General features: G+C 41.7%; 10 protein-coding genes and 1 pseudogene. All 11 read left to right on the top strand.

The annotated features are described in order from the left end of the window. Nucleotides 1–15 precede the first annotated feature (15 nt). The 11 genes and pseudogenes from cysC (at nt 16) to infC (ending at nt 12,639) form a co-directional block, all read left to right on the top strand. The gene (gene cysC / locus NXV01_RS14955) at nt 16–624 is read left to right on the top strand and encodes an adenylyl-sulfate kinase (RefSeq protein WP_259022779.1); all 609 of its coding nucleotides are present in this window, start codon (nt 16–18) and stop codon (nt 622–624) included. 7 nt (nt 625–631) lie between these two features. After that, nucleotides 632–1,540: a sulfate adenylyltransferase subunit CysD gene (gene cysD, locus NXV01_RS14960; RefSeq protein WP_004297523.1), complete on the top strand. Its 909-nt coding sequence runs from the start codon at nt 632–634 to the stop codon at nt 1,538–1,540. Nucleotides 1,541–1,632: 92 nt separating this feature from the next. Next, the gene (cysN, locus tag NXV01_RS14965; RefSeq protein ID WP_195650687.1) at nt 1,633–3,093 is read left to right on the top strand and encodes a sulfate adenylyltransferase subunit CysN; all 1,461 of its coding nucleotides are present in this window, start codon (nt 1,633–1,635) and stop codon (nt 3,091–3,093) included. An 82-nt stretch (nt 3,094–3,175) separates the two neighbouring features. After that, nucleotides 3,176–4,282, top strand: coding sequence for a sulfotransferase (locus tag NXV01_RS14970; protein ID WP_087318915.1), 1,107 nt, complete (start codon nt 3,176–3,178; stop codon nt 4,280–4,282). Nucleotides 4,283–4,307: 25 nt separating this feature from the next. After that, the gene (locus tag NXV01_RS14975) at nt 4,308–5,276 is read left to right on the top strand and encodes a PCMD domain-containing protein (protein ID WP_148366342.1); all 969 of its coding nucleotides are present in this window, start codon (nt 4,308–4,310) and stop codon (nt 5,274–5,276) included. 317 nt (nt 5,277–5,593) lie between these two features. Next, a pseudogene (locus tag NXV01_RS14980) lies at nt 5,594–6,734 on the top strand (OmpA family protein). A 74-nt stretch (nt 6,735–6,808) separates the two neighbouring features. Then, the gene (gene ruvX, locus NXV01_RS14985) at nt 6,809–7,225 is read left to right on the top strand and encodes a Holliday junction resolvase RuvX (RefSeq protein ID WP_004307247.1); all 417 of its coding nucleotides are present in this window, start codon (nt 6,809–6,811) and stop codon (nt 7,223–7,225) included. A gap of 45 nt (nt 7,226–7,270) precedes the next feature. After that, nucleotides 7,271–7,825, top strand: a complete 555-nt coding sequence (gene def, locus NXV01_RS14990) for a peptide deformylase (protein WP_074559540.1) — start codon at nt 7,271–7,273, stop codon at nt 7,823–7,825. Between the two features lie 76 nt (nt 7,826–7,901). Beyond that, nucleotides 7,902–9,932 (top strand): tetratricopeptide repeat protein, encoded by a 2,031-nt coding sequence (locus tag NXV01_RS14995; RefSeq protein ID WP_148366344.1) that lies wholly within the window; start codon nt 7,902–7,904, stop codon nt 9,930–9,932. Between the two features lie 82 nt (nt 9,933–10,014). Next, nucleotides 10,015–11,955: a threonine--tRNA ligase gene (thrS, locus tag NXV01_RS15000; protein WP_148366345.1), complete on the top strand. Its 1,941-nt coding sequence runs from the start codon at nt 10,015–10,017 to the stop codon at nt 11,953–11,955. A 72-nt stretch (nt 11,956–12,027) separates the two neighbouring features. Then, nucleotides 12,028–12,639: a translation initiation factor IF-3 gene (infC, locus tag NXV01_RS15005; protein WP_004307244.1), complete on the top strand. Its 612-nt coding sequence runs from the start codon at nt 12,028–12,030 to the stop codon at nt 12,637–12,639. Nucleotides 12,640–12,646: the final 7 nt, after the last annotated feature.

Below are 12,646 nucleotides of genomic sequence, written 5' to 3' on the forward strand. Positions count from 1 at the left end.
TAAATAAATTTGTAAATGGAAGAAAAGAATCATATATATCCGATATTTGACCGCATGATGACGCGGCAGGACAAAGAAGAGCTTTTGGGGCAACACAGTGTGATGATCTGGTTTACCGGATTAAGTGGTTCCGGAAAGAGCACGATTGCCATTGCATTGGAACGTGAACTTCATGAGCGCGGATTGCTTTGCCGTATCTTGGATGGGGATAATATCCGTAGTGGAATTAATAATAACCTGGGATTCTCCGAAACGGACCGGGTGGAAAATATCCGTCGCATAGCGGAAGTGTCGAAGTTGTTTCTGGATAGCGGTATCATTACGATTGCTGCATTTATCAGCCCTAATAATGATATTCGCGAAATGGCTGCAAACATTATTGGTAAGGATGATTTTCTGGAGGTTTTCGTTAGTACTCCGCTGGAGGAATGTGAGAAACGTGATGTGAAAGGGTTGTATGCGAAGGCACGGAAAGGGGAAATTCAGAATTTTACAGGAATCTCCGCACCTTTCGAGGTTCCCGAACATCCGGCTTTGTCACTGGATACTTCCAAATTGACTTTGGAGGAGTCGGTGAACCGTTTGTTGGAGCTTGTTTTGCCAAAAGTGAAGTGTATAAAATGAAATAAATATGGAAGAATATAAATTAAGCCACTTGAAGGAGCTCGAAGCCGAGTCTATTCATATTATCCGCGAGGTGGCGGCGGAATTTGAGAATCCGGTGATGCTTTACAGTATCGGAAAGGATTCCTCGGTGATGGTACGCTTGGCTGAAAAAGCGTTTTATCCGGGTAAAGTGCCATTCCCGTTGATGCATATCGATTCGAAATGGAAGTTCAAGGAGATGATTCAGTTTCGTGATGAATATGCGAAGAAGTATGGATGGAATCTGATCGTTGAAAGTAATATGGAGGCTTTTCATGCAGGGGTAGGACCTTTTACGCATGGAAGTAAGGTGCATACGGACTTGATGAAGACACAGGCTTTGCTTCATGCGCTGGATAAGTATAAGTTTGATGCTGCATTTGGTGGTGCACGTCGTGACGAGGAGAAGTCACGTGCGAAGGAACGTATTTTCTCTTTCCGGGATAAGTTTCACCAATGGGACCCGAAAAATCAGCGTCCTGAATTGTGGGATATTTATAATGCCCGCGTGCATAAGGGGGAAAGTATCCGTGTATTCCCGATTAGCAACTGGACTGAGTTGGATATTTGGCAGTATATCCGTTTGGAGAATATTCCGATCGTTCCGCTATATTATGCTAAGGAGCGTCCGGTGATTAATTTGGATGGTAATATTATTATGGCGGATGATGACCGTTTGCCTGAAAAGTACCGTGACCAGATTGAAATGAAGATGGTTCGTTTTCGTACATTGGGCTGCTGGCCTCTGACAGGGGCGGTGGAAAGTGGAGCTGCTACGATTGAAGAGATTGTGGAGGAAATGATGACTACAACGAAGAGTGAACGTACTACCCGTGTGATTGACTTTGACCAGGAGGGTAGCATGGAACAAAAGAAACGTGAAGGATACTTTTAGGAAATTGAGAATTGAGAATTAAAAATTAAAAAATAATAGTGTGTAGTTTTTAATTCTCAATTTTCAATTCTCAATTTTTAATTTAAGAAGTAATGGCAGATAATAAATTAGATATAAAAGCTTTTCTGGACAAGGATGAACAGAAAGACTTGTTGAGACTGTTGACTGCGGGTTCGGTAGATGATGGAAAATCAACGTTGATCGGACGCTTGTTGTTTGATAGTAAGAAACTGTACGAGGATCAGTTGGATGCGTTGGAGCGTGATAGCAAACGGGTGGGAAATGCAGGTGAGCATATTGACTATGCGTTATTGCTCGATGGATTGAAGGCTGAACGTGAACAGGGGATTACGATTGATGTTGCTTATCGCTATTTCTCAACGAATGGCCGTAAGTTTATCATCGCGGATACTCCGGGACACGAGCAATATACCCGCAATATGATTACCGGAGGATCTACGGCTAACTTGGCTATTATTCTGGTGGATGCCCGTACCGGAGTGATAACCCAGACTCGTCGCCACACTTTCCTGGTATCTTTGCTGGGAATCAAGCATGTGGTATTGGCTGTCAATAAGATGGACCTGGTGGATTTCTCGGAAGAGCGTTTTAACGAGATTGTGGCTGACTATAAGAAGTTTGTTGCTCCATTAGGTATTCCTGACGTCAACTGCATTCCACTTTCTGCATTGGATGGGGATAATGTGGTGGATAAATCTGAACGTACTCCATGGTACAAGGGGATTTCTTTGCTCGATTTCCTTGAAACGGTTCAGATTGATAATGACCATAATTTTACGGATTTCCGTTTCCCGGTTCAGTATGTGCTTCGTCCGAATCTGGATTTCAGAGGATTCTGTGGTAAAATTGCATCCGGTATCGTTCGCAAGGGGGATACGGTGATGGCACTTCCTTCCGGAAAAACGTCTAAGGTGAAGAGTATCGTGACTTATGACGGGGAATTGGATTACGCTTTCCCACCGCAGTCTGTGACTTTGACTTTGGAGGATGAGATCGACGTGTCGCGCGGCGAAATGTTGGTGCATCCTGATAATCTGCCGACGGTGGATCGTAACTTTGATGCTATGATGGTCTGGATGGATGAAGAACCGATGGATGTAAATAAGTCGTTCTTTATCAAGCAGACTACCAATTTGAGCCGTACGCGAATTGATACGATAAAATATAAGGTGGACGTGAATACCATGGAGCATCTGTCTCTGGAGAATGGTCAGCTGACTAAAGAAACGCTGCCTTTGCAGTTGAATCAGATTGCCCGTGTGGTGCTGACTACGGCTAAGGAATTGTTTTTTGATCCTTATAAGAAGAATAAATCTTGTGGCTCATTTATCCTGATTGACCCGATCACTAATAATACTTCGGCAGTAGGTATGATTATTGACCGTGTGGAAATGAAAGATATGAGTGACACGGAGGGTATTCCGGTATTGGATATGGCAAAACTGGGAATTGCTCCGGAACATTACGAAGCGGTAGAAAAAGCTGTGAAGGAACTGGAACGCCAGGGTCTTGCAGTGCGACTAATAAAATAGATTGTTCAACAATAAATTGAAAACTGAAAATGACAGTATCCTGTCGTCTTTAATTTTTGATTTCTAATTTCTAATTAATAAAGTGGGATTACTCGAATTTAATAAACTTCCGATTAATACATTGGTAGGTGCCGACTGGAAGACATTCAAGGCTATCACCGCCGGTCGTGAAATTGACGCAGCCTACAAAGGTAAATACCGATTGACGAAGGCTGTGTGCCGATTGCTTTCTCCATTGGCGTCATTACAAGACAGGCGTTACGAGAAGTTGCTGGCTGATCAGCCATTGGAGCATGATCCGGTGTTCATTTTGGGACACTGGCGGAGTGGAACTACATTTGTACATAATGTGTTCTCTTGTGACAAGCATTTTGGGTATAACACTACTTATCAGACTGTATTTCCTCATCTGATGATGTGGGGACAGCCTTTCTTCAAAAAGAATATGAGTTGGCTGATGCCGGATAAGCGTCCGACGGATAATATGGAGCTGGCAGTGGATCTTCCCCAAGAGGAGGAGTTTGCTTTGTCGAACATGATGCCTTATACATATTATAATTTCTGGTTTTTGCCGAAATATCAACAGGAATATGCTGATAAATATCTTTTATTTGATGATATAACGGATGCTGAATTGAGAGTGTTTGAAGAGGTGTTTACGAAGTTGATTAAGATCTCTTTGTGGAATACCCATGGTACTCAATTCCTTAGCAAGAATCCTCCGCATACCGGCAGGGTGAAGGAACTGGTGAAAATGTTCCCGAATGCTAAGTTTATCTACCTGATGCGTAATCCGTATACTGTATTCGAATCTACACGCAGTTTCTTTACAAATACGATTCAGCCGCTGAAATTGCAGGATGTCAGCAATGAACAATTAGAGGAAAATATCCTTTCTATTTATGCCAAGCTTTATCATAAGTATGAATCGGATAAGAAATTTATTCCGGAAGGTAACTTGATGGAAGTGAAGTTTGAAGATTTCGAAGCGGATGCGATGGGAATGACGGAGAATATTTATCAGTCTCTTTCTATCCCCGGATTTGCCGAAGCGCGTAGTGATATAGAAAAATATGTGGGCGGAAAGAAGGGATATAAGAAGAATAAGTATAAATATGACGACCGTACGATTCGTTTAGTAGAAGAGAACTGGGATTTTGCTTTGAAACAATGGGATTATAATTTATAAGAAGAAAAAGAAAGGGAAAGTATTGATGATTCAGAAAAACGTTCATCGCCTGTTGATGACAGGTTTCGTTGCATTTATTTCTTCCTTGTCTTTGATGGCGCAACATAAAGTTGAAATGCTTCCTTTTGGGGACATGGATCAATGGGTGGACCGTCAGATAAAGGAGTCGAGCATTATTGGTGGAAATACAAAGAATGTATATGCGATAGGGCCGACGACGGTGATTAAGGGAGATCAGGTTTATAAGAATATGGGCGGATCGCCTTGGGGCACTTCAAATGTAATGGCGAAGGTTGCCGGTATAACGAAAACTAATACTTCGGTATTCCCGGAGAAACGGGGGGATGGATATTGTGCACGTTTGGATACGCGCATGGAAAGTGTGAAAGTGATGGGATTGGTTAATATCACAGTACTGGCGGCCGGTTCTATTTTCACTGGTTCGGTGCATGAGCCGATTAAGGGTACTAAAAATCCGCAGAAAATGTTGCAGACCGGCATTCCGTTTACAAAGAAACCGGTTGCCCTTCAGTTTGATTACAAAGTGAAGATGTCTGACCGGGAGAATCGTATTCGTGCTACCGGTTTCAGCAAGATTACGGATGTTCCCGGAAAAGATTATCCGGCAGCTATCCTGTTTTTGCAAAAACGCTGGGAGGATGCCAATGGTAATGTGTATGCGAAACGGATAGGGACAATGGTGACTTATTACTATCATTCTACGGATTGGAAAAATAATGCAACCTATGAGATTATGTATGGTGACATAACGAACCGTCCGGAATATAAGTCTCATATGATGCGTCTGCAAGTGACCGAAAACTATACGGTGAACAGCAAAGGTGAAAGTGTGCCTATTCATGAGGTGGCCTGGGGAGATGAAAATGATGTTCCGACTCATATGTGTCTTCAGTTCACGTCCAGTCATGGAGGAGCCTATATTGGTTCTCCGGGAAATACGCTATGGATTGACAATGTGAAACTGGTATATTAATAAGGTATATAGTTGAAGAATGGAAATAGTCAGTGATATAATTTATCATTGACTATTTTTTTTTGTTTTAATTCTTCTATAATAAATGCCTTCAGATGCCTCCTGGTGTTATATGACACTTTTATCGTTCTATAAAAAACTATGGATGAATGAAAATTTACGTGTTTTTTTGTTTGTGTTATATTAAATATCTATATTTGCACTAAATTTAGAAAGAAGGATGATGTTTATTGTCTCTTAGTCAGGTGTAGAGCATTTGGGTTGTGCTTCTATCCTGTAAGACAATTGAAATATATTATTTACTAAAATAAATTGAGATGAAAAAGGGTTTATTGTTTATTTTATTGGCAGCAGTCTCTGTATGTCTGCCTGCACAAGAAAAAAGAAAATGCAGCAAAGAGTTATAGAGTGGAAACGAATCGCTTTGGTGCTAACTGGTTTATTAGTGGTGGCGTTGGCGCACAAATGTATTTTGGCGACAATGATGGTAAAGCTGACTTCGGAAAACGTCTTGCTCCGGCACTTGACATTGCTGTAGGTAAGTGGTTTACTCCGGGTATCGGATTACGTGTTGCTTATAACGGTCTTCAGGCTAAAGGTGCTACTCCTGATGCTAATGGTCCGCTTGTAGACGGAGGACAGTATTCTAATGGCTATTACAAAGAAAAATGGAATGTGATGAACTTCCATGGAGATGTAATGCTGAATCTTTCCAATATGATTTGTGGTTATAGAGAAGATCGTCTGTATTCATTCATTCCTTATGTAGGAGCTGGATTCGTTCATTCAGGAAAAGGTTCGGGTTATGACGAATTGGGTATCAATGCCGGTTTGATCAACCGTTTCCGTCTGTCTTCTGCTTTGGATCTCAACGTTGAATTGCGCGGACTTTTGATGAAAGGCGCATTCGGCAATTCAGGTCCTGAAGGATTGGCCGGTCTGACTGTAGGTGTTACTTACAAGTTTAAGAAACGTGGTTGGGATGCTGTTCCTACTGTACCAATGGTTCCGGAAAGCCAGTTGAACGACATGAGAGACAGAGTGAACGCCCTGAAGGGTGAAAACGAATCTTTGAAACGTGACTTGGTTGAAGCTCGTAACAAGAAACCGGAAGTGATCGTTAAGAAAGAAGCTGGATTCGTTCCACGTCTGGTTGTTGTATTCAATATCGGAAAGAGCAACATCAGCAAGAGAGAATACATGAATATCGAAGCTATGGCTAAGGGTATCAAAGCAACTGATAAAGTATTTACTGTAACAGGATATGCTGATAAGGGTACTGGTTCTGCTGAATACAACATGAAGTTGAGTAAGAAGAGAGCTGAAGCTGTTCGTGACCTGATGGTTAATGAATTTGGTGTTCCTGCTTCTCAATTGAAGGTTGATTACAAGGGTGGCGTAGGCAACATGTTCTATGATGATGCTAAGTTGAGCCGTGTAGCTATTGTTGAAGAATAATATACATTTGAAATAATAGAATAAAAGAGACGTTTCCTTTCATGGGAAGCGTCTTTTTTGTATTTTTGTACCCCATGAGCAGAATAGTAGCAATAGATTATGGAAGAAAGCGTACCGGAATAGCTGTGAGCGATACAATGCAGTTGATCGCAAACGGATTGACAACGGTGCCCACGCATGAACTTCTGAACTTTATCGGTGAATATATAGCTAAAGAACCGGTGGAGCGGATTATTATTGGATTGCCCAAGCAAATGAATAATGAGGTTTCGGAGAATATGAAGAATATAGAGCCTTTTGTTCGTTCGCTGAAAAAACGCTATCCGGACCTTCCGGTCGAATATGTGGACGAACGCTTCACTTCTGTTCTTGCACACCGTACCATGCTGGAGGCCGGCTTGAAGAAAAAGGACCGGCAAAATAAAGCATTGGTGGACGAGATAAGTGCTACTATTATTTTGCAAACATATTTGGAGAGTAAACGTTTTTAGTATAGAACATAAGAATAACTTAATTTTTTAGTAGAGTATAAAAATATGATTTTACCTATTTATGTATATGGTCAACCTGTATTGAGAAAGGTTGCAGAGGACATAACACCGGATTATCCGAATCTGAAAGAGTTGATTGAGAACATGTTCGAAACAATGGTACATGCGGACGGCGTAGGATTGGCTGCTCCACAGATCGGTTTGCCTATTCGCGTGGTCACGATTACATTGGATCCGCTTTCGGAGGAATATCCTGAATTTAAAGACTTCAATAAGGCTTATATCAATCCCCACATATTGGAAGTTGGGGGGGAAGAAGTGAATATGGAAGAGGGATGCTTAAGCCTTCCCGGTATTCATGAAACAGTGAAAAGAGGTAATAAAATTCGCGTGAAATATATGGACGAGAATTTTGTGGAGCATGAGGAAGAGGTGGAAGGTTATCTGGCTCGGGTGATGCAACATGAGTTCGATCATTTGGATGGTAAGATGTTCATCGACCATATCTCACCGCTTCGTAAGCAGATGATTAAAGGAAAGCTGAATACGATGTTGAAGGGAAAAGCGCGCAGTTCATATAAGATGAAACAGGTGAAATAAAGATAAAAAACGTTTATATCCCTGTTAAGTAAGCGAAAAGCATTATTTTTGCTTCGTTTACAAGCATAAAATATCAATGGTAAAAAGAATCTTAACAGTTTTATTACTGTTCCCAACGCTGGTGTGTGCTCAAATAAATACGGATCGGGTGATGACTATTGCCCGAAATGCTCTTTATTTTGAGGACTATGTGCTTTCTATTCAGTACTTTAACCAGGTCATTAACGCTAAGCCTTATCTGTATGAACCTTATTTCTTCAGGGCATTGGCCAAACTGAATCTGGAGGATTTTCAGGGTGCTGAAGCGGACTGTGATGCAGCTATCCAACGCAATCCGTTTGTGGTAGGTGCTTATCAGATTCGTGGTTTGGCAAGGATTCGTCAGAGTAAATTTGATGGGGCGATTGAGGATTATAAGAAAGCATTGCATTATGATCCGGAGAATATTACCTTATGGCATAACCTGACATTATCTCATATCCAGAAGAAGGATTATAATTCTGCGAAAGAGGATTTGGAAAGCTTGTTGAAGGTGTCTCCACGCTATACCCGTGCTTATTTGATGAGGGGGGAAGTGTCTTTGCAACAGAAAGATACAATTGCTGCCTTGAATGACTTCAATAAGGCGCTTGAACTGGATAAATATGATCCGGATGCTTGGGCTGCAAGAGCGATTGTTAAATTACAGCAGGCTAAGTATGCGGAAGCAGAAGCGGATTTCAACCGTGCTATTCCGTTGAGTGCTAAGAATGCAGGAAATTATATAAACCGTGCATTGGCACGCTTTCATCAGAATAATTTAAGAGGGGCCATGAGCGATTATGATCTGGCATTGGATATTGACCCGAATAACTTTATCGGTCATTATAACCGCGGATTGTTACGTGCACAGGTAGGAGATGATAACCGGGCTATCGAAGACTTCGACTTTGTCATCAAGATGGAACCGGATAATATGATGGCTGTCTTTAACCGTGGTTTGCTTCGTGCGCAAACGGGTGATTATCGCGGAGCTATACAAGATTACACCACCGTTATCAATCAGTATCCGAACTTCTTGGCCGGATATTATCAGCGTTCGGAAGCTCGCAGAAAGATTGGAGATAAGAAGGGTGCGGAGCAGGACGAGTTTAAGGTCATGAAGGCGCAGATCGACAAGCAGAATGGTGTGACGAATAAAGATGTAGCGCAGAACAAGGATAAGGAAAATGAGGAGGAAGGCGGAGAGAAGACCCGTAAGAAATCCGATAAGAATATGAATAACTATCGTAAGATAGTGATTGCGGATGATTCTGAAGCCGAACAACGCTATACAAGTGATTATCGTGGTCGTGTGCAGGATAAGAACGTAAATATAACGCTGGAACCGATGTTCGCTTTGACTTATTATGAGAAGATGAGTGACGTGAAGCGTTCGGTGAACTTCCACAAATATATTGAAGACATGAACCGTACAGGTATACTTCCGAAACGTCTTCGTATCACAAATATGGAAGCTCCGTTGACGGAAGAACAGGTGAAAGTTCATTTTGCCTTGATTGATACGCATACATCGGCGATTGTGGAAGATGATAAGAATGCTTCGAAACGTTTTGCCCGTGCGATTGATTTTTATCTGGTGCAGGATTTCTCGAGTGCGGTTTCCGATTTGACCCAGACGATCTTGCTGGATGGTGATTTCTTCCCGGCATATTTTATGCGTGCACTGATCCGTTGTAAACAGTTGGAATATCAGAAGGCTGAACAAGCTGTCGAAACAGATGTTGTTCCGGGTGATAATAAGCGTAAAGAGATTACTGCGGTAGATTATGAAGTGGTCAGAAAAGACTTGGATAAGGTGATTAATCTGGCTCCGGACTTTGTATACGCATATTATAATCGTGCTAATGTTTCTGCTATGTTGAAAGATTACCGTGCCGCAATTATCGACTACGATAAGGCGATTGAGCTGAATCCTGATTTTGCGGATGCTTATTTCAACCGTGGACTGACTCATATTTTTTTAGGAAATAATAAGCTGGGTATTTCAGATTTGAGTAAAGCCGGTGAGTTGGGGATTGTTTCCGCTTATAATGTTATCAAACGTTTTACGGATCAATCGGAATAACATTTTTTTGATAAAAAACAGAAAACTCAAAAGATTTAGTTACTTTTGCGTTCAAATTATGAAAATATAACATCATCATATTATGATAAAGATAACATTTCCCGATGGCTCCGTTCGTGAATATAACGAAGGAGTGAACGGTTTACAGATTGCTGAAAGTATCAGCTCGCGTCTGGCACAGGAAGTGCTGGCATGTGGCGTGAACGGCGAGACTTATGATTTAGGACGTCCTATTAATGAAGATGCAAATTTTGTTCTTTATAAATGGGATGATGAAGAAGGTAAGCATGCATTCTGGCATACAAGTGCACACTTGTTGGCGGAAGCTTTGCAGGAACTTTATCCGGGTATCCAGTTTGGTATCGGACCGGCTATTGAAAACGGATTCTACTATGATGTGGATCCGGGTGAGGCGGTAATAAAAGAAAGCGACCTTCCTGCCATTGAAGCTAAAATGTTGGAACTGGCTGCAAAGAAAGAAGACGTAGTCAGAAAAAGCATCGCAAAAACGGATGCTTTGAAAATGTTTGGTGATCGTGGCGAAACATATAAATGTGAATTGATTTCCGAACTGGAAGACGGACACATTACGACTTATACACAGGGTGCGTTTACTGACCTTTGCCGTGGTCCTCACTTGATGACGACTGCTCCGATCAAGGCTATTAAATTAACTTCTGTGGCTGGTGCTTACTGGCGTGGTCATGAAGACCGTAAGATGTTGACACGTATTTATGGTATCACGTTCCCGAAGAAGAAAATGCTGGATGAGTATCTGGTGTTGTTGGAAGAGGCGAAGAAGCGTGATCATCGTAAGATCGGTAAGGAGATGCAGTTGTTTATGTTCTCCGAAACTGTAGGTAAGGGGCTTCCTATGTGGTTGCCGAAAGGTACTGCATTGCGTTTGCGTCTGCAGGAGTTCTTGCGTCGTATCCAGACACGTTACGATTATCAGGAGGTGATTACTCCGCCAATCGGTAATAAGTTGCTGTATGTGACTTCGGGCCACTATGCAAAATATGGCAAGGATGCCTTCCAACCTATCCATACTCCGGAAGAGGGGGAAGAGTATTTCTTGAAACCAATGAACTGTCCTCACCACTGTGAGATTTACAAGAACTTCCCACGTTCTTATAAAGACCTTCCGTTGCGTATAGCTGAATTTGGTACGGTTTGTCGTTATGAACAAAGTGGAGAGTTACATGGTTTAACTCGTGTTCGTAGCTTTACGCAGGATGATGCGCATATCTTCTGTCGTCCGGAGCAGGTGAAAGATGAGTTCCTTCGTGTGATGGATATTATATCTATTGTGTTCCGTTCTATGGATTTCCAGAATTTTGAAGCACAGATATCTTTGCGTGATAAGGTGAACCGTGAAAAGTATATTGGTAGCGATGATAACTGGGAAAAAGCGGAACAGGCTATTATCGAGGCTTGTGCGGAGAAGGGCTTGCCTGCTAAGATTGAGTATGGAGAAGCTGCTTTTTATGGTCCTAAGCTCGACTTTATGGTGAAAGACGCTATTGGTCGTCGTTGGCAGCTGGGTACAATTCAGGTTGACTACAACTTGCCGGAACGCTTTGAACTTGAGTATATGGGCTCTGATAATCAGAAGCACCGTCCGGTGATGATTCACCGCGCTCCGTTCGGATCAATGGAACGTTTTGTTGCCGTATTGATTGAGCACACTGCCGGTAGATTCCCATTGTGGCTGACACCGGAACAGGTAGTTATTCTGCCGATCAGTGAGAAGTTCAATGAATATGCAGAGCAGGTGAAGAGGTATCTGAAAATACACGAAATCCGTGCGATTGTAGATGATCGTAACGAGAAGATCGGTCGTAAGATTCGTGATAATGAAATGAAACGCATTCCTTATATGCTGATTGTCGGTGAAAAAGAAGCTGAAAATGGTGAAGTTTCTGTTCGTAGACAAGGCGAAGGTGACAAAGGAACCATGAAATTTGAAGAATTTGCTAAAATTTTGAACGAAGAAGTTCAGAATATGATAAATAAATGGTAACTTTGCAGCCGTTTCAGAATAAAATATTTAGTATAACAATAAAAAGATCAAACCAGGAAGTAAACGTTTTTAATGAAGAATGACACTCTAAAAGGGCAATACAGAATCAATGAACAGATTCGTGCCAAGGAAGTTCGCATAGTAAGCGATGATATTGAACCGAAAGTATATCCAATCTTTCAGGCTCTGAAAATGGCTGAAGAAAAAGAATTGGATTTAGTGGAAATTTCTCCTAATGCTCAACCCCCTGTTTGTCGTATTATTGATTATTCTAAATTTCTTTATCAATTAAAGAAACGTCAGAAGGAACAGAAAGCGAAGCAGGTGAAGGTTAATGTGAAGGAGATTCGTTTTGGTCCCCAGACAGATGACCATGATTACAACTTTAAGTTGAAGCATGCTAAAGGATTCTTGGAAGACGGTGATAAGGTGAAGGCTTATGTATTCTTTAAAGGTCGTTCTATCCTTTTTAAGGAACAAGGTGAAGTATTGTTGCTTCGTTTTGCGAATGATTTGGAAGACTATGCTAAAGTAGATCAGATGCCGATACTGGAAGGTAAGCGTATGACTATACAGCTTTCTCCGAAGAAGAAAGAAGCTCCTAAAAAGCCTGCAACAGCCGGAGCACCGAAACCTGCTGCTCCTGCACAAAAAGCAGAGAAGCCGGAAACGAGCGAAGAATAAGAAAAGG

The organism is Bacteroides sp. BFG-606 (genome assembly GCF_024788145.1).
Taxonomy (GTDB): Bacteria; Bacteroidota; Bacteroidia; order Bacteroidales; family Bacteroidaceae; genus Bacteroides; species Bacteroides vicugnae.

Excerpts from the sequence above, each read along its gene's own strand:
- cysC (WP_259022779.1), top strand. The coding sequence starts at position 16 with ATGGAAGAAAAGAATCATATATATCCGATATTTGACCGCATGATGACG.
- cysD (WP_004297523.1), top strand. The coding sequence starts at position 632 with ATGGAAGAATATAAATTAAGCCACTTGAAGGAGCTCGAAGCCGAGTCT.
- cysN (WP_195650687.1), top strand. The coding sequence starts at position 1,633 with ATGGCAGATAATAAATTAGATATAAAAGCTTTTCTGGACAAGGATGAA.
- NXV01_RS14975 (WP_148366342.1), top strand. The coding sequence starts at position 4,308 with ATGATTCAGAAAAACGTTCATCGCCTGTTGATGACAGGTTTCGTTGCA.
- ruvX (WP_004307247.1), top strand. The coding sequence starts at position 6,809 with ATGAGCAGAATAGTAGCAATAGATTATGGAAGAAAGCGTACCGGAATA.
- def (WP_074559540.1), top strand. The coding sequence starts at position 7,271 with ATGATTTTACCTATTTATGTATATGGTCAACCTGTATTGAGAAAGGTT.
- NXV01_RS14995 (WP_148366344.1), top strand. The coding sequence starts at position 7,902 with ATGGTAAAAAGAATCTTAACAGTTTTATTACTGTTCCCAACGCTGGTG.
- thrS (WP_148366345.1), top strand. The coding sequence starts at position 10,015 with ATGATAAAGATAACATTTCCCGATGGCTCCGTTCGTGAATATAACGAA.
- infC (WP_004307244.1), top strand. The coding sequence starts at position 12,028 with ATGAAGAATGACACTCTAAAAGGGCAATACAGAATCAATGAACAGATT.